The following is a 23,050-nucleotide window of genomic DNA, read 5'->3' on the forward strand; positions in this document are numbered from 1 at the left end:
AATCAAGTTCTATTACTACAGTAAACCTGATACTAGTTATCAGGTTTGCTTATTTAAAAGCAAACAACGAGGCAGGAATAGACCAAAGTTATCTTTACATATCTGGTTATATGCCTCTTTAGAATTGGTGTCTGATTTATGTCTACTATTGCTGAATGGGATTAACCCTCTATTCGCGCAGCCTTTGGTAGAAAAGAGAACAAGAATAGTGCTTGTTACCAAGAGTCACCTTGCCACCGCATTGAGTAGCAGTTTAAAGACAAAATGAACTGCGATTGCCACCAATTACGTCTGTTAACCAAATTGTACGAATTGTGAGACACCTTTCCCAATTCCCGCAGATTGGGCGCAAGGTGAATGCCCTCACTGCTTTTTACCTTTTAGTACAATGGCGAAGCGTCAAAAAAAGCTTTCACAATAACCAGCGCTTTGGCTATTTGTCCAGGTTGAGGGCGTGGAACCAACAAATAATGCTGCTGAACGTGCTATCCGTCCGGCGGTGATTTGGCGAAGGACTAGTTTTGGTTCTCAATCCCAAGCTGGTAGTACTTTTGTACAAAGTTTGACTCTGGTAGCTGCCCGCTTCTGATGCTGCTGTCGCAAGACAGGATAGGTGCGCTCCCTGCAATAAGGAGTAATGCTTCCCGGCTAGGGGTGGGTTGAAGGTAGGAAGTGGAATATCTGCATTTGGTTGAATCAGGGTTTCAAGAACTATCCCGGCTAGGGGTGGGTTGAAAGTATGGCTTGTCTTCACTGGGTATTTGAGTTTTAGAGTTTCAACAACCATCCCGGCTAGGAGTGGATTAAGAAAAATATTTGAAGCATTAAAATTTTTTTGAGAGGGTTAAAAGGCGCACTTCGTTCGGGAATATTCCAACATTTGTGAGTATATTAGAGATGTGCTGGACTCAACTCCACTTACAAAGTCGTCGACATTAATTTGTTAACGAATGTCTGAGGTAAATCGGCGACATTAATTTGTGAAGACGATATTTAAATCATTAATAACGACACTAATGTGTTAACGACGACAAATAAAGTGTTATTCGACAATAATAAATCGGGATGACTGGATTCGAACCAGCGGCCCCTTCGTCCCGAACGAAGTGCGCTACCAAGCTGCGCCACATCCCGCCATAAAGATGGCATCGTAAATTAAGAATATCACAACCTGTACCAAATAGCAGAATTACATCTATATGCGATCGCTTCACTAAAGACTTTGCTTGCTAGGATTAAATTTGTATAACTCTAGTGGTAAAAGCGGATTGTGACTGTAAAACCAGACTGGTTGCGGGTGAAAGCACCTGGGCGTGAGCGCATCGGTAACGTTAAAGAAATTTTGCGGGATTTAGCCCTCAATACAGTTTGCGAGGAAGCGTCCTGTCCGAATATTGGTGAATGCTTCAACGCTGGGACTGCCACGTTTTTGATTATGGGTCCGGCTTGTACACGCGCTTGTCCTTACTGCGATATTGATTTTGAGAAAAAACCCAAACCACTAGACCCTACAGAACCTACACGACTGGCCCAAGCTGTTCGCCGCTTGAATCTTAATCATGTAGTAATCACTTCTGTAAACCGAGATGACTTGCTTGATGGTGGTGCATCTCAGTTTATAGCGTGTATTGATGCAGTTAACTCTGTTTCACCCAACACCACAATTGAGGTGCTAATTCCTGACTTATGCGGTAATTGGAATGCTCTGGAGTTAATTCTACAGGCTGCGCCAGAGGTATTAAACCACAATACCGAAACTGTTCCACGCCTATATCGCCGGGTGCGTCCCCAAGGAAACTACGATCGCACATTAGAATTATTGCAACGCACTCGTCAACTTTCTCCTAGTACATACACTAAATCTGGCATCATGGTTGGACTCGGTGAAACTGATGCCGAAATTCGCCAAGTCATGCAAGACTTGCGAACTGTGGATTGCGACATTTTGACCATTGGGCAATATCTCCAACCCAGTCAAAAACACTTGCAGGTAAACGAATTTGTCAATCCAGAACAATTTGCTGACTGGAAAGCATTCGGTGAAGAAATCGGATTTTTACAAGTTGTTTCTTCACCATTGACAAGAAGTTCATATCATGCAGAACAAGTTAGAGAATTGATGAAACGTTATCCACGCTCAAAAGTTAGGAGTTAGGAATAGGAATTATGAGTGAGCAGATGTACTCCAACACAAAACTTTCCGTTGCAATTCTGGGTGCGGGTGCTTGGGGTGCATCTCTAGCAAATCTCGCTGCTGCGAATGGTCATCAGGTGCGTGTGTGGTCGCGTCAAGGTTCCCAAACTCTGGAAGCAGTTTTAAAAGATGCCCAAATCATCCTGTCTGCTATCTCGATGATTGGTGTGAGAGATGTTGCTTCCCAAGTCCAGTCTTTCCCCCTTTCTCCAGAGACAATTTTTGTGACGGCGACGAAAGGCTTAGACCCCCAAACCACCTGCACGCCTTCACAAATTTGGCAAACAATATTCCCTAACCATCCAGTGGTTGTTTTGTCTGGGCCTAATTTATCAAAAGAAATTCAAATGGAATTACCAGCAGCCACGGTGGTAGCCAGTAACATCCCCACGGCTGCGGAAGTAGTGCAGTTAGTATTTTCTTCTCATCGTTTCCGGGTATATACCAATCCCGACCCCTTGGGCGTGGAACTGGGGGGAACACTGAAAAATGTGATTGCGATCGCAGCTGGTGTGTGCGATGGTTTACAACTGGGAACCAATGCCAAAGCTGCTTTAGTCACCCGTGGACTTACCGAAATGGTTCGCATCGGCAACAACTGGGGCGCTAAGACGGAAACATTTTATGGTTTATCGGGTCTAGGAGATTTGTTAGCAACGTGCAACAGTCCCTTAAGTCGCAATTACCAAGTCGGCTATCAGTTAGCTGGCGGTAAGTCACTTACACAAACTCTCGCAAATTTACAAGGAACTGCTGAAGGAGTAAACACTTGCCGAGTTTTGATGCAACGAGCTAAGCAAGAAAACATTGCAGTCCCAATTACCGAGCAAGTTTATCGGTTACTTCAAGGCGAAATCACACCCGGACAAGCACTTGATGAACTGATGTTGCGAGATATCAAGCCAGAGTACAACTACTAGTTAGTAGTCTGTCAAATCAACTTGCTGCCTAAATAAGTTCGTAGTAAGGACTTTAGTCGTTATATTAAGCACTGAAGTGCTTACTAATTAACAGGCTTTCCTTAGCTTGATGGACTACTAGTGCTTCATTGCATTAATTCTGATGGCTGCGAGATCCCCGACTTCTTCAAGAAGTCGGGGATCTAACCACCCTCACAGATCAAAATCAATGGGACAGACCACTAGTGAGTAGTCCATTAAGTTGAAATGGGCAGGTTAAGGCTGATATACAAGAGGACGCGGGGACACGGAGAGAGTATTTGATAATTTCCCCACGTCTTTTATCTCCGTGTCGAGAGAATTTTTGCCGTTAATGCTAATCACTTCCCCGATATCGATTAGTTCTACTTATACCTGAATAATCCTGAGAAAAAATTGCTAAATCGTCAGGATATTACTTTTGCACCCATGTAAATGTGACTATGCCAATTATAAAGATGACATTCACTGAAGGATGTTTATACTGTGTTACAAAAGTTACTATCACAAAACCATCAAGGTTGAAATATTAACTAAGTAGTTGAAATATTGCAAACCTAGCTGTGGATTTAAATAGCTATTGGTTTAATCAAAAGTTTAGCAGCCGATTAAGTTCAGTAATCCTGTATCCAATAAAACCCTTACAGTTAATTTCTAAAAAAATTGTAATGGAACGTTCAACCATGTTAGTTCATCGTTAATCGCGGGAACAATAGCAACAGTTGAATAGCTGACCGTAATCTAAGCTGACCGAAATCTATTGTTACCTGGAGCCATTGAGACGATCTTTATGCCAGCAACATCTTTTTATGCAGACGCCCCCTACAACACCAAAAAGTCTAGCCAGGCTTTGGACTCGGATCTCACGGTTGATGACAGTGAGTTATCGGTAGATGACCTACAGGAGCTAGAACTGGCTTCTGTTGACAATGCTAACTTTGCTGCTGCTAGCACCAACCGTCGGAGTACAGACCTAGTACGTCTATATCTTCAAGAAATTGGTCGGGTTCGTTTGTTGGGGCGCGATGAAGAGGTTTCAGAAGCTCAAAAAGTCCAACGCTACTTGCGGATGCGGATAGTACTTGCTAAGGCCGCCAAGGAAGGGGATGAAGTGATTACGCCTTATCTTCGGTTAGTTGAAGTTCAAGAACGTCTTACTTCGGAACTAGGACATCGACCGTCTTTGGAAAGATGGGCTGCTACTGCTGATATAGTTTTATCCGATCTTAGACCAACTTTGGCAAATGGTAAACGTCGCTGGGCAGAAATCGCCAAGTTGACTGTAGAAGAGTTGGAGCAAGTTCAGTCCCAAGGACTCCAAGCAAAAGAACACATGATTAAGGCGAATCTTCGCTTAGTTGTGTCTGTTGCTAAGAAGTATCAAAATCGTGGTTTGGAATTGTTGGATTTAGTCCAAGAAGGTACATTAGGTTTGGAGCGGGCTGTAGAAAAATTTGACCCAACTAAGGGTTATCGCTTCAGTACTTATGCTTACTGGTGGATTCGTCAGGGTATTACACGGGCGATCGCTACTTCTAGTCGCACGATTCGCCTACCGGTTCACATCACCGAAAAGTTAAACAAAATTAAAAAGGCTCAACGCAAAATTGCTCAAGAAAAAGGTCGCACCCCAACTCTAGAAGATTTAGCAACTGAGTTAGAGATGACACCAACCCAAGTCCGAGAAGTTTTGTTGCGGGTTCCTCGCTCTGTTTCTTTGGAAACCAAAGTAGGAAAAGATAAAGACACTGAGTTAGGCGAATTACTCGAGACTGACAGTGTAACTCCAGAAGAGATGTTAATGCGAGAATCTTTACAAAGAGATTTGCATCATCTTCTGTCAGATTTAACTAGCCGGGAGCGCGATGTAATTCTGATGCGGTTTGGTTTGGCAGATGGTCATCCTTATTCTTTAGCAGAAATTGGCCGCGCTCTTGACTTGTCGCGCGAACGAGTCCGCCAAATTGAATCCAAGGCTTTGCAAAAGCTACGTCAACCCAAGCGCCGCAACCTCATCCGCGACTATTTGGAGTCTTTAAGTTAGTGATTTGTCACTTGTACTGAGCGGAGCCGAAGTATTAGTCATTTGTCATTAGAAAACTACACTTGACAAATGACTAGGGACAAAGGGCTGATTTGATCCCTAAGTTAAAAGCCTTTTATAGGCTTACAGCAAATAATTAGCATTAAACCGTATAAAAGTTGTCCCCAATCTTTGCTCAGATATCTTGAAGGTGGGGAGCAACTTAGAATTCAAATTTAACTTATGCAAAATTCAACGTCAAGGGATGCAATCGTTACAAGTATCCTAACTATTAGCTGTATGCAAATTAAATGCACTACAGCTTACTACTTGAATTTTGCTCAAGATTTGATGAATTGTTCTTAAATATTTAGTAAGAATTCTCAATAGGCAATGATTGTTGCAAATTGCTCCCAAGATTTGTTATATTCTCAACTAACAAGCTTTGTTGAGAACTATTAGTATGACTGTCTACACAACTACTTCACTCAAGGCAGAACTGAACGAACGAGGCTGGCGTTTAACTCCCCAGCGCGAAACAATTTTACACATTTTTCAAGAACTTCCGCAAGGTGAACATCTGAGTGCGGAGGATCTTTATCATCGGCTCGAAACTGATGGTGAAGGGATCAGTCTGTCAACTATTTATCGGACTTTGAAGTTGATGGCAAGGATGGGAATTTTACGGGAACTAGAATTGGGCGAGGGACATAAGCATTATGAGATCAACCAGCCCTATCCTCATCACCACCATCACTTAATTTGTGTTAGATGCAACTCAACTATTGAGTTTAAAAATGATTCAATTTTAAAAATTGGGTCAAAAACCGCTCAAAAAGAAGGTTTTCACCTCTTAGATTGTCAAATGACCATCCATGCAGTGTGCCCCAAATGCCAACGGGCACTGATGCCGCTTTAGCACTTGGGTGGATAAATAAGACGAAACTACTCAAATTAACCAAATAAATGGAATCTGAGCAGTTCGTAATTTGCTGTTACTGGAGGCAAGCAACCAGTTGGGAACCGATAATAACGACACCAAAGCGGATGTTAAAAGCGTCCGCTCTTAAGATCCTTGAGGCTAATGCCGTAGAATTCTTGGGCTTGTTTAATCGCTTTTTTGGTGTCATCTGCCATCACACCATTGAGCTTGCCTTTATAAAAACCTCGCTCTCGTAGTCGAGTTTGAATTTCTAAGGTATTAAATTCGCTTTTACTAGCAGTATTAACTGAGCTGTATAACTTAGCTCGCGTAGTTGGGTCAGCAACACCACTTGCTGCTAAGAAATTAGCTGCCTGAAATCTCTTCACAGCATCAGCAGTATAAGGGCCATAGTAGCCATTTGGCTCTCCCTCTAAATATCCTGCCTGGATCAATTGTTCTTGAACAATTCTAACTGGCTCACCGCGATCGCCTACACGAAGTTTGTCTCGATTGACTACCTTTTTGGGAGCCTCTTCTCCATCACCGATGCCAACTCCCGGCAATTTACCTAATGTTGCTGGGCCAACAACTCCATCAACGCTTAATTTGTAAGAATCTTGGAACCGTTTGACAGCTTCTTCGGTAATTGGGCCAAATATGCCTGTGGCGTTTCCGTAATAAAAGCCTGCAACTCTTAACCGTTCTTGCAAAGCTCTGACATCTTCACCTTCATCCCCTTTAGCAAGGTAGTTAGGATTGCGGCGTTTGCTGGTGGCTGAACTAGTAGTGCTGGACTTTTTCGCTTGTGCGCCTACAGCAGCGGTTCTTTGAGCTTGTGTAGCCCTAGTTGTAGGTTTTTTCGCTTGCCAACTTTCTAATTTTTGCAGGGTGCTTGCTCCCACAATGCCGTCCACTGGTAAACCAGCGGCCTTTTGGAAGCGCCGTACAGCTTCTTGTGTGGGTGCGTCATATACTTGGGTAACAGAAGATTGGTAAAAACCTGCTGTTTTCAAATTTTGTTGTAGATTTCTGACAGAAGGGCCTCGATCGCCTTTTTCTAGTGCCATGACGCTGCTAACAGCGCCAAGAATAGATAAAGACAGAGCAAGGGGCAACATATACTTCCAAGCCCTACCCGAAAGCCTTTTCCAGTCTGGTGCAGCTGCGTCCTTAAACAAAGAACTGAGGGAGACCAATTCACTGGGTGTGCTGTCTTCGTAGGCGAAAGCTAGGTGCAAATACGCAAGATTTTCCATATTTGTTTCCTACACCATTGATTTTTCTTCGATAACTGCTTCAGCTTGATGTACTAGGTTCCTCAAAGCTTCTAATGTTCCTATGTTTACATCCTCCCACAAATTGCGCTTATGTGCTTCTAATAATTTTTCAGCAATATCACGCAGTGCGTAAGGGTTCTTTTGCTGAATAAATTCTACAACAACTGGATCGAGTAGATAAGCATCTACTATGCCTTGATACATGTAATCTTCAGCGCATTTTGCGGTTGCATCGTAGGCGAATAGATAATCTACCGTCGCCGCCATTTCAAAAGCTCCCTTGTATCCGTGGCGCATTACTCCTGCAATCCATTTGGGATTAACTACGCGAGAACGATACACTCGTGCAATTTCTTCTTTCAGTTGACGGACGCGTGGTTGGGCGGGTATAGAATTATCTCCAAAATAAGTTTGAGGATTTTTTCCCTGTAGAGAACGCACCGCTGCTGTTAAGCCACCCTGAAATTGGTAATAATCATCAGAATCGAGTAGATCGTGTTCGCGGTTGTCTTGATTGTGCAGGACAATTTGCATTTGCGACAAGCGTTGCTCGAAGGCTTCGGGAGAGGGGAATGGGGAATTAGGAGTTAGAAGTGAGGAGTTAGGAGTAGGGATTGGGGATTGGGAATTAGGAAGAATTTCTGCTCCTCTGCTCCCCTGCCCCTCTGCTCCTCGGTCACTGAGCTTGTCCTGAGCGTAGCCGAAGGGCGTAGTCGTTGGCGAAGCCTCTCGTAGAGAAGTGCTGCTCCCCTGCTCCCCTGCCAAGTTTCCCGAAGAATAAGCGTAAGAACTCCAGTTAATGTAGGCGCGGGCTAAATCTTCGTCATCTGTCCAGTTTTGCGATTCGATTAAACCTTGGAGTCCTGCGCCGTAAGCACCTGGGCGAGAACCAAAAATGCGATAGCGCGATCGCACCACTGCTTCTTCTACAGTTAATCCTTGGCTTGTCCACAAATCAGTCTCTTGGCGAACTGCATCTGCTAGGGGATTTTGTTCTGGCGGTTCATCTAAATCTGCTACTGCTGATACTGCTTGATCGAATAAGTCAATTAAGTTGGGAAAAGCATCGCGGAAGAATCCCGAAATTCGCAAGGTGACATCTACACGGGGACGCCCCAAAATCGCTAGGGGCAAAATTTCAAAATCTACTACTCGCCGTGCTGCACCATCCCATACAGGTTGAACTCCAAGTAAAGCCAAAGCTTCGGCTATATCATCACCACCTGTTCTCATAGTGGCTGTTCCCCACATTGATAAGCCTAGTGTTTTGGGATACTCACCATGCTCTTGAGTGTAATATTCAACGAGAGTTTCAGCAGCTTTTCTCCCGATATCCCAAGCGGTTTCGGTGGGAATGGCGCGAATATCGACAGAATAAAAGTTTTTCCCTGTTGGTAGAACTTCTGGGCGGCCGCGCGTGGGTGCGCCAGATGGAGCGCTGGGGACATATCCGCCATCGAGTCCGTGTAATAAATGGGTGATTTCTTCGTGGGTTTGTTGTAAGGCGGGAAGTAGGCGATCGCTTATCCAGTTAAGGGTAGTGCTAAGTGGGGAGTGAGGAGTTAGGAGTGAGGAGTTAGGAGTTAGGAGTTCTGAATCCTGATTTATTAGTTGCTCTACTAAAAGGGCGGCGTGTTCTTCTAGGACTTCGACGATATCACCGAGGGTGCGGCATTCTGTGCCATTGACTATTGAGTATTCACCACTAGGCATTGACAAATCGGCTGTGAGAGGGTCGAAATCTAGTCCCCAATCTTGAGCGATCGCACGGGTAATACCTGAAGAATGGCGATTGGGGATGCGAGCGATCGCTACTATTAAATCCCTTAATTGCCGTCCTTGGGGACATTGCCCAAAAATGTGCAAGCCATCGCGGATTTGGGCTTCTTTCAATTCACAAAGATAACCACCTATGGAATTCAAAATTAAAGATTCAGACTTAAAAATTTCTGTTTCATTTTGGATTCCTAAATCTAGATGGAGATTTTCTTTGATTACCAGTTCGTGGATGCGATCACGAATCACTGGTAAACGCGAAGGATCTAAACTGTCGGCTTCATAATACTCATCAATTAAATTTTCTAACTGTTGCAACGAACCGTAGAGTTCCGCGCGAGTCATTGGCGGCGTGAGGTGATCTATAATCACCGCTTGAGCGCGACGTTTGGCTTGGGAACCTTCACCAGGATCGTTGACAATAAACGGGTACAGGTGGGGAAGTGCGCCGAAAGCTACTTCTGGATAACAATTACTCGATAAAGCCACACTTTTACCCGGTAGCCATTCTAGATTTCCGTGTTTCCCTACATGAACTACAGCATCAGCACCAAAAGTTTCTCTAACCCAATAGTAGAAAGCTAAATAAGCATGGGTTGGTTCTAAATCCGGTGCATGATAATTCAAACTGGGGTCATTATCATAACCCCTTGCTGGCTGAATTCCCACGAAGATGTTGCCGAGTTTAATTCCGGGAACGGGGAAAGAAGCAGGGGGGCACACTTCGGCTGCGCTCAGTGACCGAGGGGCAGGGGGGAATAATTCTTGATTGTTTCCCTGCTCTAAATTTCCCCACCGTTCACTGATACCTTGCTGAACTGCTGGCGGTAATGAAGCGAAATATTCTTGGTATTCTTCCCAAGAAACACTTTGGTGTACCGGAAGCGATTCTCTACCTTCTGGATCGTTGGTTACACCATCTGTCAGCCGTTGAATCAACTCGTCTCCTTGAGCAGGTGGATTTTCTACTTCATACCCAGCCTGATGTAAAGCTTGTAGGATTTCTACACAACTTGCTGGAGTGTCGAGTCCCACACCATTGGCGAGGCGGCCATTGCGGTTGGGGTAGTTTGCCAGAATTAAGGCAATTCGCCGTTCTTGGGGTGGTTTGGAACGTAGACGCGCCCAATTTGCTGCTAGTTTAGCAACGAACTCGATGCGATCGCTCACTGGTTCATAAATTACCACATCTGTCTCTAAATGGGGATTACGAGTTTGCAGTGCTTTAAAAGACACAGCACGAGTAATAATCCGCCCATCTACTTCTGGTAGCGCTACATTCATCCCAATATCGCGGGGAGAAAGCCCTTGAAATTGTGACTCCCACTGCTCAATTGATCCGCCACTGAGGATTACCTGCAACACAGGCACATCTAATTTTTGCCACAGTTCGGTTTGAGGCGTTTCGCTTTCCAAGCGTGCTAGAGAAAAACTGGTGGTATTCAGCAGTACAGCGATTGATTCAGCTTCTTTAGGTTGGAAAAATTCACTCAACTCAACTTGCACATCTGGTTCACGCAATGAAGAAACAAACACTGGCACTGGTTGTAAATTTTTCTGTACCAAAGCTTCGCATAAAGCATCAATTACTTTAGTATTCCCCGCTAAATAATGAGCGCGGTAGAAAAGGATGCCGATTTTGGGGATTGGGGATTGGGAAATTTGAGGTTCAAAGGTGGATGAACGGAGTTCTGAGGTGGATTCATCCAGTTCTAACTCTCCCCTGCTCCTCTGCTTCCCTGCCTCCCCTGCCTCCCCTGCTCCCCTGCTCCCCTGCCCCCCTGCTCCCCATTCATACAATCCCACGCGCGGAATCGGCTGAGGTGGTGCAGGATTATATGCAGTTAACAAGCAACTATCGGAGATAAATTGCAGAGCATTAACGAAATTTTCCACACCGCCTTCGCTAAAATACTGCCATACCTGGTTAACAATACCCAAGGGCACGGTAGACTGGGAAATTAAATCGGGATCAAAAGCGTCATCCCCTGGCATTACAATGAGGGTTCTACCATTACGTTCCACAATTTCTTGCACTACTTCTAAGCCATAACCCCAGTAAGAACGTCCTCCTAATAGGCGCAAAATAATTACTTGGGCAAGTTCCAAAACTTGCTCTCCATAAGTATCTATGCTTAATTGTTGCTGTAACTGTAATAGATTGGCGACTCTTAATGCCGGAAAGCTTGGGGGTAACTTTGTCACCGCAGCTGCCAAGGTTTGAATGTCAGTATCAGCAGCGGTAATCAACACGAAAGGCGCGGGAGTTTGTTCTAAAAAAATTAAACCCTCTGACTGATTCCATCCACCCGATGTGCTACTTATACGATGCATAATCCTGTGTTACCGTTTTAAGTTATTGGTTAGTACATAATCAAAACAAACTTTTTTCCCTGGATTGCGCCCTCTCTTACCAAAATGATTGAAAATGCTTAGTTCTCCTGATTTGAGCTTTTCTCGAACCTTGCCTATTGTTGTATTTAATCAGCTTGGGGAGTTGTTAGAACAGATGGCTCAAACGGTGGGAAGTGCCGTTTTGATACTGACAGAAGCTGTGTTGGTGCGGATTTGCATACCTGTAGAGTGGCAAAGACAAAGGTTTACGCTAGTGATTTCCGAGCAGTTTAGTGTCCTTTTGGTAGGAACCTTTGAGCAAGGAAACAGGGAAACAGAGGGAGAAGAAACTTACTCAGAAATCAATACTCAGTTGACGTTTAATTTGGAGGCGATCGCTTCTTTTGTCTACGAATTGAGAGACTTGTTTGAGTGCGATTCTTATACTCACCAAAATCTCGAACGCTATCAGCAAATTATTAGACCTAATGATGCTACGCTCCAAAGTCAATTTACGCTGTTGTTATTAGAATATCTCCTAACTCAGCCAAACCAAGAAATAATAGCATCTCCCAGCCCAGTTGGGCCAGCAGTTTATATCTGTCAGCCAGTGGAAGATGCTTTAAAAAAACAGATTTCTCAAGAGCGGTTGTTAAATCAGGTAACAACGCAGATCCGCAAAAGCCTGGATTTGCCTGTCATTATGGCAACGGCAATTACACAGGTGCGTGAGTTTCTGGAATTAGACAGATTAGTAATTTATAAATTTGAAGGTTCCCAAGTTAGTACTCAACAATACCAATCTGATAGTATTCCCCTCAATGAAACGGCACTGGCAATAGGCATAGAACTATCAGTTAGGGAAACTTCTGAAATCGATTTTTATATACACGATAACAATAATAAAGACTCACCTTTTATATCAGTCAATAATCAACCTCTTCTAGAAGATTATCAAAAATATGGAGGTTATATTGTCTATGAAGCCCGTGCTACAAATACTATTACATCCGTGTTGAATTACACGGAGAAAAATTGCTTTATCCGAACCTCTCAGTGTTGGGAGAAGTATCAGCAAGGTTTTACCTTAGCTGTGGATGATGTCGAAAAAACTTATGCTCTGGAAGAGTGTTTGTTAAATTTTTTAAGGGAATGCCAAGTTAGGGCTAAGTTCGCTGCACCGATTATGTTTGAAGACAAACTGTGGGGATTGCTGATTGCTCATCAGTGCGATGAACCCCACCAGTGGAATGATAGCGAAAAAAACTTGCTGGTTGCGATCGCAGAACAATTAGCGATCGCAATTCACCAAGCTGAGTTAATGCAAACCCTCACCCAAGAAAAACAAAATCTCGAACAACGAGTTATTGAGCGCACAATGGCTCTGCGTGATGCTCTCCTCGCCGCCGAAGCTGCTAGCCGGATCAGAAGTGAGTTTCTCGCTACTATCAGTCATGAATTGCTCACGCCTTTAACTTATGTGATTGGGATGTCTTCGACGTTATTACGCTGGCCTTTGGGTGAATTGAGTCAACGACAACGCGGTTATCTGCAAACCATCCACGATAGTGGAGAACATTTATTAGAAATGATTAACGACATCCTCGATTTATCACAAATCGAGGCTGGTAAGACAGCTTTAAATATTTCGGAATTTTCTTTGGTGAATGTTGCCGAAAGTGCTATGGAGTCACTGCGAAAAAAAGCAGCAAGCGAACAAATTAATCTTATACTTGATTTGCAAATCGATCCCAGACGCGATCGCTTTACCGCCGATGCAAAACGAGTAGAACAAATTCTTTTGAATCTGTTAACTAATGCGATTAAATTCACCCCTGAAAGTGGCAGCGTTACCTTACGTCTTTGGGTAGAAGATGATACTGCTATTTTTCAAGTAGAAGACACCGGAATCGGTATTCCTGAAGAACAATTGCCATTACTGTTTGAGAAATTTCAGCAACTCGATACACCCTATCGTCGCCGCTACGAAGGCACTGGACTTGGACTAGCTTTAACTAAACAACTTGTAGAACTTCATCGCGGTCGAATTGAAGTAGAATCAACTGTAAGTATTGGCTCAATTTTTACTGTATGGATACCAACTCAGACCATGAGAGTGGTGAGTTAGGAGTTAAGCAAGAGACGCGATGAATCGCCGTCTTTACAATAATCAGTCTTTTGTAGAGACGGCGATTTATCGCGTCTTTGTGATGATTTATATCATGTTCGCATAATTAGTTATGCTAACCACAGTCATTACACCCCACCCCTTAATTCCCTCCCCGCAAGCGTGGCTACCGTGTACACACAAGTCTTGTCGCAGCCATATTTTTATTAATAAATCTCGCACTGCGTTCCCATCCCGCCTCGGAATAAATTCCGAGTCTCATAGCCCAAGTCCACTTAAGTGGACTAAATTGATTATTCAGTCCACTGAAGTGGACTTCAGCTATTAGCCCTGAACTTTAGTTCTGGGCGGGATATCGGTAAGTATGACAGCTTAACTCTGACGTCTGACAAAAATGTGGGTAAAAGAGTTGAAACGTATGTGGAAAGCACTTGTGTGTACACCATAGGCTTGCGGGGAGGGGAGACAAAGCGTAGCTTTGGCGGGGGTGGGGTTCTTCGGGTTTAATAAGCAATCAAGCGGACATGATATTATTTCTTCAATTTGAGGCTAGGCTAACGAGCATTTTTTCAAAAATTTTCAATACATACTCCTCTCCATTGTCTCTAATAAAAATGCCAAAGTTTGGGTGAGAGTTGATTTCAATTAACCAATATTGATTATCTCGATCTAATACGATATCAAAACCACCATAATCAAGGTCTAATTCTTCAAAAACTGGTTGAGCAAAATTAGCAATCTCTGATAGTATTTGTGGATCGTTAATATACTTAGCTTTTGCACCATCCCAGTGTAGAGGGCTGAGATTACCGACAAATTTCGCATCAGTTATATCTTTTTCATAGAGCAAAACTAACTCTTTGTTTAAGAAAACCGCTCTATATTCAGATTTGATGTGAATAAATTCTTGAGCAAGAGCGACGTAATCATACTTATTATTAATATTAAAAATTTCTTTTAAAGCAGTTTCAATTTTATCTATATTCTTACATAAAAAAACATTATGCCCGCTTGCACCGGAGTTTCTTTTAATAATTACTGGTGTTTCAAAATTTTCTTTTATTTCCAATACGATATCTTGAATAGTTGGGAATTTTAAGTAAACCTTATATTTGGTGTCACAAAAAGGGGAAAGAAAACCCACCGTTCGAGGGAGTTTAATTTTTTTATTTAAAACATGATAAGTATATTCTTTGTCTTTGAGCAGGTGTGCTACTGCTTGATTAAGCAACGGAGTACTATAGTTGCAAAAATAATGCTGTTTACTATTCAATTTTATTTTGATTAAGTTTTCTGAAGGATGAAGAATTTCATAGCTGATATTTAAATTTTCACAGGCTTTCAGCAATAACGAAACATTGTCTAACATAAATACTTAAAGTTAAACTCCAAATTACGAATTAGGTTGCCGAGCGTACCCCTTCGGGGAAGCAAGCTACGCGTAGCGTCTCGTAGAGAAGTCGAGGTACGAATTATTTTAACTTGCTATTTGCCGTTTAAAAATTACTATCTCAGTCCCAACAACCGGGTTACGAGCTATTAGCCTATTTTGGGAGTCGATAATTTCTAAATGAGTAAAATCAAGTTCTTGAGAGCGTTGTAATATTTCCGCAGCTAGTTTGTCTTGCTGAGATTCATTGAGAGTATACCAATCATTACTAATTTTGACAGTCAAGTTACTTGTACGGAAGTTAGCTTGAATTGACTTTATCAGACCAGAGGCAACGCGATCGCTAATTTCAGCTACCTGATTTTCAATAGCCGCAATCAAAGCTTGTTCTGGTGTCAATTCTATGATTGGTGTCGGCGTTGGTGTTGGGATTGGCTTTGGCGTAGGAATTGGTTCTGGTTCTGGTTCCGGCGTTGGTGGCGTAGTTTGTACTTCTGGCGGTGGCGTAATTTCCTCTGGTGGTTCTGGTGCGACTGATTCCGGTGGAGTAGTTATCGTTGGTGTTGGTATCGGAACCTCTTCAACCGGGGGAACGGTTGCTATTTCCGTAGGTTTACCAGTAAATACGGTTGTAGTCGTCCAAACAAGAATTACAGCAACTCCAGTCACAATTCCCGTCAAAGCTGTATCTGATAACTTTGTTGACAAATTTGATGGTAAAAACAAGCGGATTGTCCTTAACAGTCCACCCCACCTCAACTGAAGCTGCTGAAAAAAACCAGGTTTTTCCTCAGTACCAGGTGGGGGTGTTGTCTCCAGTTTTTCCACCGTTACTTCTAGAACCCCAATCGTTCCTTGGAGAAGTTGGATAATTTTAGCCTTCCAAAATGGCTGAACTCTCTGGTAAGGTTTTTGGGGAGGTTGAGTTACTTGCTTATCCGTCGGTTTTGACTGATTGTCTTGTGACATGGAACTTTCACCAAAAGCAGCGAATCAAAGACAAACAACGTACATTATTACTGGTGCTGCCTTCTTTTGCCTTAATGTATCACTACATTGTGCATTGCTTCAGCTAAACTGATTATTTATTAAATTTGGTGAATTATGAACCTAAAACGCCGTCAATTTTTATTTTTAAGTAGCGTCAGCACTATTGGTACAGGATTTTTCGGCTGGACGTTTCGTCAAAATTATCAAACTGCTGATATTACCGATTCAACAACAGCTATAGCCGCCAACCCAGCCAAAAAAGACTTGTTATTACGTTTTGTGTCTGTAGCAGATACGGGGACTGGCGCTAAGGGACAGTATGCTGTGGCTGGAGCGATGAATGCGTATCATAAGAAAAATCCCTATGATTTAGTTGTTTTAGCTGGAGACAACATTTACAATAACGGCGAAATTGAGAAAATTAATGCAGTTTTTGAGCGTCCTTATCAAGGTTTACTCAAGCAAGGCGTGAAATTTCATGCTTGTTTAGGTAATCACGATATTCGTACAGCTAATGGCGATCCACAAGTCAAGTATGCTGGCTTTAATATGAAGGGACGTTACTATACATTTCGCCGGGGAACTGTACAATTTTTTGCTTTAGATACTAACGGGAATGCTGATTGGAAAAACCAGTTACCTTGGTTAGAAAAAGAATTAAGTCTTAGTAAAGCTCCTTGGAAAGTAGTGTTTGGTCATCATCCGATTTATTCATCGGGTCAATATGGGAGCAATCCAGATTTTATTAAAACTTTTACTCCCCTATTTAAAAAATACGGCGTTCAACTTTACATCAATGGTCACGAACATAATTATGAACGCACTCGTGCTATTGATGGTACAACTTACTTAATTTGTGGCGCGGGTGCTGGGAATCGTCCTGTAGGGCGTTCTGAGTGGACAGGGTATTCTACCAGTGATTTAAGTTTTGCTGTTTATGAAGTGTATAAAGATAGAATAGAAATAAGTGCGATCGCCACTAATAATCGCGTTTTTGATAAAGGTATTATTCAGTTGAAATCAGCGTAATTATTATGAAAGTCAAGCGCTCGAAAATGCAATCCTTCCGTGGAATCGGCGATTTGACGCTTGAGTTTGATGAAACGAGTCCAAGGGCGCTGATTGGTATTAACGGTGTTGGCAAATCGAGTATTCTTGATTGCCTTGCTATTCTTTTGTCACAGTTGATAAGGGATATTGCATATGCAGAGTCAATAAGTAAAAATAGGAGTTTAGGATACCAAATAGTATATGATTCTTGAGGCAGTTATGCTTCCTGTTAAACCTGGTCTGCAATCCGATTTTGAAGTTGCCTTCAAAAAAGCTTCTAAAATTATTTCCTCAATGGACGGATATTTATCTCATGAATTGCATAAATGTATAGAAGTTCAAGGTAAATACTTATTACTTGTTAGATGGGAAACTTTAGAATCTCACACTGTAGGATTTAGAAGTTCTGCTGAGTATCAAGAGTGGAAAAAACTTCTGCATCATTTTTATGAGCCATTTCCAACTGTTGAACACTTTGAAGAAATTGAAATATGAAAAACAACAAGTTACAAAAACTCATTCTTTGATAAGTTCGGAAGAAGCTGGAGTTAATACAACTTAAGCTCAACTTATAAATGTTAATGCTTTAGTTACAAATACTCGTTTTTTAGATAAGTAAAACTAAAGTTGGATTTCATCGATTTAATCATTGATTATAAAAAGTCAAAAAATGATAAGTAAAATAGGAGTTTTAGTTAGTAAAACTTCTTTCTAACTTATTAATGAACAAGTTTTAGTTAGTCCAGCACGTTCTGGAGTTACAAATTAACAAGTTTTAGTTACTCCAACACGTTCTGGAGTTACAAATGCTTCTTCTGTAGTTGACACAGCTTGTTATGTAGCAACGCACCATCAAAAGATAATATTCTATCTGGTCGTTTATACACCTCATTACTCTACTCGTTGCAACTGTGCTACTCTTGGGTCAACAATTTTTTGTCCCAAGCTGGCAAATTTAATTGCTACAGACATCTTATTACCCGTTCCGAAGACGTGAGTGATTTCACCAAGACCAAAGGTTTTGTGTAATACTCTATCGCCCACTTGCCAATTCTGCGTTGAGTCTTGTTTACCACTAGAACTAGAGGCACTTTTGGTATAACTTTGACGACTCGCGCGTTTGGTAGATATTAATTCTTCTGGCAATTCGTCGAGAAATTGCGATCGCATCGCAGGTTCACGAGAACCATACAAACGGCGTTCCCGCGCGTGTGATAAATACAACCTTTCTTGGGCGCGAGTAATCCCCACATAACACAAGCGGCGTTCCTCTTCCAAAGATGCAGGATCACTTAGGGAACGGTAGCCGGGAAATAGCCCCTGTTCTAATCCCACCAAAAATACTACGGGAAATTCCAAACCTTTGGAAGCGTGCAAAGTCATCAAAGAAACGGCTGTCTGCCCTTCTTTTAAGTTATCCAAATCGGAACTGAGGGCGGCGCTACTTAGAAAATCTCGTAGGGAAATCTCTTCATTTTCTTCTTGAAATTGCAGTGCGGCGTTATAAAGTTCCTGGACGTTTTGTACCCGATCTGTGGCTTCATCTGTGCCTTGATTCATCAAGTCTTGAACGTAACCAGAATCTTCTAATATTCCTTGCAAAACCTCTGTCACCGGAAGCGTGGCGACTTGTCCTTGCCAACGGCTAATTATTGCGGCAAAGTTATTTACAGCTTTTGTCGCCCGTCCAGCTAATGTATTAACTGATGTTTCATCGCTGAGGATTTCCCACAAAGTCGTCCCTAATTGCTGAGATGCGTTCATCAAAGCATCAATAGTGGTTTTGCCAATTCCCCGCCGGGGAGTATTAATAACTCGTAATAAACTGACTGTATCAGCTGGATTATTTATCGCTCTTAAATAAGCAACGACATCTTTAATTTCTTTGCGATCGTAAAACCTCATTCCCCCTACAACTGTGTAAGGAATTTGATATTTAACCAACAATTCTTCAAAGGGACGAGATTGGGCATTCGTCCGATAAAGTATGGCAAAACTACCCCAGTTTAACTCTGGATTTTGCTGTTCTAAAGTGCTAATTTGATTAATTACAAATGCCGCTTCTGCCAGTTCTTCATCGGCTTTATGACAAGTAATCTGTTCACCCGTTCCCCGCGTCGCTTTCAGGACTTTATCAATCCGTTGGGTGTTATTTTCAATTAGTTCATTAGCCGCTTGCAGAATGTTTTCACAAGAACGATAGTTTTCTTCCAGCTTAACCATCGTTCGGGTATCATCATCTACCAAACCATCGCCAAAGTCTTCCTGAAATCCTAGCAAGATGGTGAAATCTGCCATCCGAAAGCTGTAAATTGATTGGTCTGCATCGCCGACAACAAAAACTGAGCGATTTTCCCATTGCCATTCGCTCTTTTTGGTTTCGCCATTAGTAACTAATAAATTAATCAGTTGATACTGAGTACGGTTAGTATCCTGATATTCATCTACAAGGATATGACGAAACTTGCGATGCCAATAACCCAATACCTGCTCATTTTGTTGAAATAATCTAGTAGGTACAAGAATAAGATCGTCAAAGTCGAGAGCGTTGTTTTGTGCTAACTTATCTTGATATAAATTGTAAACTTGGGCAATCACTCGTCCACGATAGTTTGGTTGTTCTTGCTCAAATTCTTGGGGCGATAAACCTTGGTTTTTAGCGTTACTAATAGCGTAGCGGACAGAGCGGGCGTCAAACTTCTTATCGTCTAAATTTAGCTCTTTATTAACGATTTCTTTGATCAGACTGATAACATCTGATTCATCAAAAATAGAGAAATTACGATTCCACTTGCGTCCTTTTTCGTCTACATATTTTTCAATATCAAAACGGAGAATGCGAGAAAATAGACTGTGGAAAGTCCCACACCATAAGTCTTTGATCGTGTTTTTATAAACTTGCGATCGCAGTTGTGTTTGTTGGTATTCTGTCAACAAATCTAACCGCTGACCGTGTTGTTTCATTGCCAGTTGTTCAGCGAACAGCCGTTGAATCCGTTCTTTCATCTCCCGCGCGGCTTTGTTGGTAAAAGTAACCGCCAGGATATTTTCTGGATCTACACGGTGTTTCAGAATTAGATTCGCAATCCGATAAGTCAGCGCTCGTGTTTTACCGGAACCTGCGCCAGCAACAACTAACAACGGGCCGCAGTAATGTTCGACAGCTTGACGTTGGCTAGGGTTAAGGTGACTGAGAAAGTCGATGGTTGTTGTCATAGATGTGAAAAAGCGATGTCTCCGACGGTCACTGAGCGTTGGTCATTGAGCGTAGCCGAAATGAGCCGAAGTGCTACGCCTACGCCTGGCATCACATCAATAGAGAGTTGCTATTGCCCAGGTTACAACATCCTAACGAAACTTGGTCAACAAAGATTGTCAGGTATCATCTTTATCGGGTTTATGCCAAAAATCCGCGAAACATAAACCAAAACATTGTCGGGGCAATTCATAATTGCTCTAACAATACGTTAACTTTTCTACGTAGAAAACTTAGCCACTAGTTATTCCGGCGCGTTGTGTCGTAAAATCAGCCACGGGGAATCAAACATCAAAAGATTGTAGGCAAGCTCTAACTTGTTGTGTTGTCAACAGTAGGGGCAATTAATAAATTGCCCCTAAAGGTTTTCATGGGGACATGAGAATGTTCATCTAGCCCGTGGTTTATTTGCTTGTAAAACGCTGTACATAACTAACTGAGAGTATAGTCACCAATCGGACTATGCACTCCTTGAGTAACCAATTGACATTAGGTAACAATACACGATACATCATCATTGAACCGTTAAATTTTTAAAGATGAAAAATTTCTTTAATTGCAGGTTTTACCAGTATAAAGAGGGGTGGATATGGATTTTAGCTTAATTGTATCCAACATTTTGAATCCGCCAATCTTGTTTTTCTTTTTAGGCATGACTGCTGTTTTTGTCAAGTCTGATTTGGAAATTCCCCCACCAGTACCCAAACTCCTTTCGTTGTATTTGCTGTTTGCAATTGGTTTTAAAGGAGGGGTAGAACTAATCAAAAGCGGACTGAATCAGGAAGTAATTTTAACACTCCTGGCAGCAATGTTGATGGCTTGTTTTGTTCCAATTTACACCTTTTTTATCTTAAAGTGGAAACTGGATACTTACGATGCTGCGGCGATCGCAGCAACCTACGGTTCTATCAGTGCCGTCACTTTCATCACTGCTAGCGCTTTTTTAACTGAGCTTGGTATTCAGTACGATGGTTACATGGTAGCAGCTCTTGCCCTGATGGAATCTCCGGCGATCATTGTTGGTCTGATTTTGGTAAGTATATTCACCGCAGATGAAAAGCGAGAGTTTGCTTGGTCAGAAGTTTTGCAAGAAGCATTTCTTAATAGTTCAGTTTTTCTACTAGTCGGTAGCCTCTTAATCGGTGTCTTGACAGGAGAACGTGGTTGGCACGTATTAGAACCCTTTACTCAAGGGTTGTTTTATGGCATTCTCACCTTCTTTTTATTGGATATGGGACTGGTGGCTGCCAGAAGAATTAAAGACTTGCAAAAAACCGGAGTTTTCCTGATTTTATTTGCCATACTAATTCCAATACTCAATGCAGGGATTGGGTTAGCGATCGCCAAATTCATCGGTATGCCTCAAGGAAATTCGCTATTATTCGCTGTATTGTGTGCCAGCGCTTCTTACATTGCTGTGCCTGCGGCGATGCGGATGACTGTTCCCGAAGCAAATCCCAGCCTATATGTTTCTACCGCTCTAGCAGTCACATTTCCGTTCAATATTATTGTGGGAATTCCGCTATATCTCTACGGAATTAACCTATTCTGGAGGTAATAATATGCACGTAGTTAAAAAGATAGAAATTATCGCCAATTCCTTTGAGCTTGCCAAAATTTTAGATAATTTAGACAAGTCAGGTGTACATAACCATGCCGTCATTAGAAATGTTGTTGGTAAAGGATTACGAGGAACGACAGAAGATTTAGACATGACCATGCTTGATAATGTTTACATCCTCGCGTTTTGTATGCCAGAAGAACTCAAGCGTGTTGTCGAAAATATCAGACCACTCCTGAATAAATTCGGAGGTACTTGTTACGTTTCCGATGTGATGGAAATTCGCTCTGTCAGATGTATCGCGTCTCTGTAAGAGAGTTATAAATTCAATGAAACATTTCATGGAACGTCGTGACTTTTTGAAGTTGGGAATGACCGGGGCATTTGGGATGATGCTATCTGCCAGCGATTTACTCTGGCGGGTAGAACAGGCGAAAGCTGCCGAAATCCCCTCAACTTCTGCTGAATCCCTCAGTCCCGATGCCGCCTTACAAAAGCTGATCGAGGGAAATCAGCGGTTTATTCAGCATCATCCCCAGTACCCCGATCAATCTGAACTGCGGCTGCACGAAGTTGCTCAAGCTCAACATCCATTTGCAACTATTCTTAGTTGTGCGGATTCACGAGTCCCCGCAGAAATTGTTTTCGATCAAGGCATTGGAGACATTTTTGATGTGCGGATTGCCGGAAATATTGCCACACATGAAGCGATCGGTAGTATTGAATATGCAGTTGTCTTATTAGGTTCTCCACTGCTGATGGTGATGGGCCATGAACGTTGTGGCGCAGTAACCGCCGCTGTCCAAAAGGAATCATTACCTGGTGATATTAGTACTTTTGTTAAGGCAATTAAGCCAGCCCTGAAAAGGGTCAAGGATCAGCCGGGTGATGCAGTTGAAAACGCTGTGGTGGCAAATGTGGAATATCAAATTGAACGATTGAAGCGATCAAAGCTTTTAACTAAGCAGGTGGAGTCGGGCAAATTGAAAATTGTCGGGGGTCGTTACGATTTAGATACAGGCAAAGTAAGTATTATTATTTGAATTTGCGTTTGAGTCCTGGGGGGAAATCTCACTTCTTTACAAAACGCCCATTAAACAATTCGTAATTCGTAATGACGCTCGTTCCTCTCTACCAGACGCTACGCGTAGCTTGCTTCTTCGTAGGAGTACGCTGCCGCTAACATAATTATGTTTTGTGACGTGGAT

The 23,050-nt window shown here is 42.4% G+C and carries 17 protein-coding genes, 1 tRNA gene and 1 pseudogene; 13 read left to right on the forward strand and 6 right to left on the reverse strand.

Features of this window, described 5'->3' with window-relative positions:
- Positions 1-421 precede the first annotated feature (421 nt).
- Positions 422-574: pseudogene (locus tag QUD05_RS29655) on the forward strand (IS66 family transposase); the annotation flags it as partial.
- Between the two features lie 486 nt (positions 575-1,060).
- On the opposite strand, the gene QUD05_RS29660 reads toward QUD05_RS29655, so the two are convergent.
- Positions 1,061-1,134, reverse strand: a tRNA-Pro gene (locus QUD05_RS29660).
- A 136-nt stretch (positions 1,135-1,270) separates the two neighbouring features.
- On the opposite strand from QUD05_RS29660, the gene lipA reads away from it, so the two are divergent.
- The 4 genes from lipA (at position 1,271) to QUD05_RS29680 (ending at position 6,074) form a co-directional block, all read left to right on the forward strand.
- Positions 1,271-2,155 (forward strand): lipoyl synthase, encoded by an 885-nt coding sequence (gene lipA, locus QUD05_RS29665; protein WP_289799194.1) that lies wholly within the window; start codon positions 1,271-1,273, stop codon positions 2,153-2,155.
- Between the two features lie 23 nt (positions 2,156-2,178).
- Positions 2,179-3,114 (forward strand): NAD(P)H-dependent glycerol-3-phosphate dehydrogenase, encoded by a 936-nt coding sequence (locus tag QUD05_RS29670; RefSeq protein ID WP_289800113.1) that lies wholly within the window; start codon positions 2,179-2,181, stop codon positions 3,112-3,114.
- Positions 3,115-3,922: 808 nt separating this feature from the next.
- Positions 3,923-5,176 carry an RNA polymerase sigma factor SigC gene (sigC, locus tag QUD05_RS29675; protein ID WP_289799195.1) on the forward strand — a complete coding sequence of 418 codons (1,254 nt, stop codon included), beginning with the start codon at positions 3,923-3,925 and terminating at the stop codon, positions 5,174-5,176.
- A 442-nt stretch (positions 5,177-5,618) separates the two neighbouring features.
- Positions 5,619-6,074: a Fur family transcriptional regulator gene (locus tag QUD05_RS29680; RefSeq protein WP_012407750.1), complete on the forward strand. Its 456-nt coding sequence runs from the start codon at positions 5,619-5,621 to the stop codon at positions 6,072-6,074.
- 131 nt (positions 6,075-6,205) lie between these two features.
- On the opposite strand, the gene QUD05_RS29685 is transcribed toward QUD05_RS29680, so the two are convergent.
- Together QUD05_RS29685 and cobN are read right to left on the reverse strand one after the other, a co-directional pair.
- Positions 6,206-7,336 carry a peptidoglycan-binding domain-containing protein gene (locus QUD05_RS29685; protein WP_289799196.1) on the reverse strand — a complete coding sequence of 377 codons (1,131 nt, stop codon included), beginning with the start codon at positions 7,334-7,336 and terminating at the stop codon, positions 6,206-6,208.
- Between the two features lie 9 nt (positions 7,337-7,345).
- Positions 7,346-11,467: a cobaltochelatase subunit CobN gene (cobN, locus tag QUD05_RS29690; RefSeq protein WP_289799197.1), complete on the reverse strand. Its 4,122-nt coding sequence runs from the start codon at positions 11,465-11,467 to the stop codon at positions 7,346-7,348.
- Positions 11,468-11,561: 94 nt separating this feature from the next.
- On the opposite strand from cobN, the gene QUD05_RS29695 reads away from it, so the two are divergent.
- Positions 11,562-13,595 (forward strand): GAF domain-containing sensor histidine kinase, encoded by a 2,034-nt coding sequence (locus tag QUD05_RS29695; protein WP_289799198.1) that lies wholly within the window; start codon positions 11,562-11,564, stop codon positions 13,593-13,595.
- A 538-nt stretch (positions 13,596-14,133) separates the two neighbouring features.
- On the opposite strand, the gene QUD05_RS29700 is transcribed toward QUD05_RS29695, so the two are convergent.
- Together QUD05_RS29700 and QUD05_RS29705 are read right to left on the reverse strand one after the other, a co-directional pair.
- A complete protein-coding gene (locus QUD05_RS29700) occupies positions 14,134-14,964 on the reverse strand; it encodes an ATP-grasp domain-containing protein (RefSeq protein WP_289799199.1) in 831 nt (276 codons plus the stop codon).
- A 108-nt stretch (positions 14,965-15,072) separates the two neighbouring features.
- The gene (locus QUD05_RS29705; RefSeq protein ID WP_289799200.1) at positions 15,073-15,954 is read right to left on the reverse strand and encodes a hypothetical protein; all 882 of its coding nucleotides are present in this window, start codon (positions 15,952-15,954) and stop codon (positions 15,073-15,075) included.
- 135 nt (positions 15,955-16,089) lie between these two features.
- Here QUD05_RS29705 and QUD05_RS29710 point away from each other — a divergent pair, with 135 nt between their 5' ends.
- The 3 genes from QUD05_RS29710 to QUD05_RS29720 are packed head-to-tail and all read left to right on the forward strand — an operon-like array spanning position 16,090 to position 17,520.
- The gene (locus QUD05_RS29710) at positions 16,090-17,004 is read left to right on the forward strand and encodes a metallophosphoesterase family protein (protein ID WP_289799201.1); all 915 of its coding nucleotides are present in this window, start codon (positions 16,090-16,092) and stop codon (positions 17,002-17,004) included.
- Between the two features lie 5 nt (positions 17,005-17,009).
- The gene (locus tag QUD05_RS29715) at positions 17,010-17,237 is read left to right on the forward strand and encodes an AAA family ATPase (RefSeq protein WP_289799202.1); all 228 of its coding nucleotides are present in this window, start codon (positions 17,010-17,012) and stop codon (positions 17,235-17,237) included.
- Positions 17,227-17,520 (forward strand): antibiotic biosynthesis monooxygenase family protein, encoded by a 294-nt coding sequence (locus tag QUD05_RS29720; protein WP_289799203.1) that lies wholly within the window; start codon positions 17,227-17,229, stop codon positions 17,518-17,520. The genes QUD05_RS29715 and QUD05_RS29720 overlap by 11 nt, the downstream gene beginning before the upstream one ends.
- Before the next feature lie 396 nt (positions 17,521-17,916).
- Here QUD05_RS29720 and pcrA read toward each other — a convergent pair whose 3' ends face one another.
- Positions 17,917-20,241, reverse strand: coding sequence for a DNA helicase PcrA (gene pcrA / locus QUD05_RS29725; RefSeq protein WP_289799204.1), 2,325 nt, complete (start codon positions 20,239-20,241; stop codon positions 17,917-17,919).
- 15 nt (positions 20,242-20,256) lie between these two features.
- Here pcrA and QUD05_RS29730 point away from each other — a divergent pair, with 15 nt between their 5' ends.
- The 4 genes from QUD05_RS29730 to QUD05_RS29745 all read left to right on the forward strand — a co-directional run bounded on the left by QUD05_RS29730 (position 20,257) and on the right by QUD05_RS29745 (position 22,885).
- Complete coding sequence (locus QUD05_RS29730) at positions 20,257-20,448, forward strand: hypothetical protein (RefSeq protein ID WP_289799205.1); 192 nt, start codon at positions 20,257-20,259, stop codon at positions 20,446-20,448.
- 422 nt (positions 20,449-20,870) lie between these two features.
- Positions 20,871-21,839 (forward strand): sodium-dependent bicarbonate transport family permease, encoded by a 969-nt coding sequence (locus QUD05_RS29735; RefSeq protein WP_289799206.1) that lies wholly within the window; start codon positions 20,871-20,873, stop codon positions 21,837-21,839.
- 4 nt (positions 21,840-21,843) lie between these two features.
- Positions 21,844-22,155, forward strand: coding sequence for a P-II family nitrogen regulator (locus tag QUD05_RS29740; protein ID WP_289799207.1), 312 nt, complete (start codon positions 21,844-21,846; stop codon positions 22,153-22,155).
- Positions 22,156-22,183: 28 nt separating this feature from the next.
- Positions 22,184-22,885, forward strand: a complete 702-nt coding sequence (locus QUD05_RS29745; protein ID WP_289799208.1) for a carbonic anhydrase — start codon at positions 22,184-22,186, stop codon at positions 22,883-22,885.
- Positions 22,886-23,050 lie beyond the last annotated feature (165 nt).

It is taken from the genome of Nostoc sp. GT001 (assembly GCF_030382115.1).
Taxonomy (GTDB): domain Bacteria; phylum Cyanobacteriota; class Cyanobacteriia; order Cyanobacteriales; family Nostocaceae; genus Nostoc.

Bases quoted from the DNA above. Each gene is read 5' to 3' on its own strand.
- QUD05_RS29695 (WP_289799198.1), top strand. From the start codon at position 11,562: ATGCTTAGTTCTCCTGATTTGAGCTTTTCTCGAACCTTGCCTATTGTT.
- QUD05_RS29670 (WP_289800113.1), top strand. From the start codon at position 2,179: ATGTACTCCAACACAAAACTTTCCGTTGCAATTCTGGGTGCGGGTGCT.
- sigC (WP_289799195.1), top strand. From the start codon at position 3,923: ATGCCAGCAACATCTTTTTATGCAGACGCCCCCTACAACACCAAAAAG.
- QUD05_RS29705 (WP_289799200.1), bottom strand. From the start codon at position 15,954: ATGTCACAAGACAATCAGTCAAAACCGACGGATAAGCAAGTAACTCAA.
- cobN (WP_289799197.1), bottom strand. From the start codon at position 11,467: ATGCATCGTATAAGTAGCACATCGGGTGGATGGAATCAGTCAGAGGGT.
- QUD05_RS29685 (WP_289799196.1), bottom strand. From the start codon at position 7,336: ATGGAAAATCTTGCGTATTTGCACCTAGCTTTCGCCTACGAAGACAGC.
- QUD05_RS29730 (WP_289799205.1), top strand. From the start codon at position 20,257: ATGTCTCCGACGGTCACTGAGCGTTGGTCATTGAGCGTAGCCGAAATG.
- QUD05_RS29680 (WP_012407750.1), top strand. From the start codon at position 5,619: ATGACTGTCTACACAACTACTTCACTCAAGGCAGAACTGAACGAACGA.
- QUD05_RS29710 (WP_289799201.1), top strand. From the start codon at position 16,090: ATGAACCTAAAACGCCGTCAATTTTTATTTTTAAGTAGCGTCAGCACT.
- QUD05_RS29715 (WP_289799202.1), top strand. From the start codon at position 17,010: ATGAAAGTCAAGCGCTCGAAAATGCAATCCTTCCGTGGAATCGGCGAT.
- QUD05_RS29740 (WP_289799207.1), top strand. From the start codon at position 21,844: ATGCACGTAGTTAAAAAGATAGAAATTATCGCCAATTCCTTTGAGCTT.
- QUD05_RS29700 (WP_289799199.1), bottom strand. From the start codon at position 14,964: ATGTTAGACAATGTTTCGTTATTGCTGAAAGCCTGTGAAAATTTAAAT.
- QUD05_RS29745 (WP_289799208.1), top strand. From the start codon at position 22,184: ATGGAACGTCGTGACTTTTTGAAGTTGGGAATGACCGGGGCATTTGGG.
- QUD05_RS29735 (WP_289799206.1), top strand. From the start codon at position 20,871: ATGGATTTTAGCTTAATTGTATCCAACATTTTGAATCCGCCAATCTTG.
- QUD05_RS29720 (WP_289799203.1), top strand. From the start codon at position 17,227: ATGATTCTTGAGGCAGTTATGCTTCCTGTTAAACCTGGTCTGCAATCC.
- pcrA (WP_289799204.1), bottom strand. From the start codon at position 20,241: ATGACAACAACCATCGACTTTCTCAGTCACCTTAACCCTAGCCAACGT.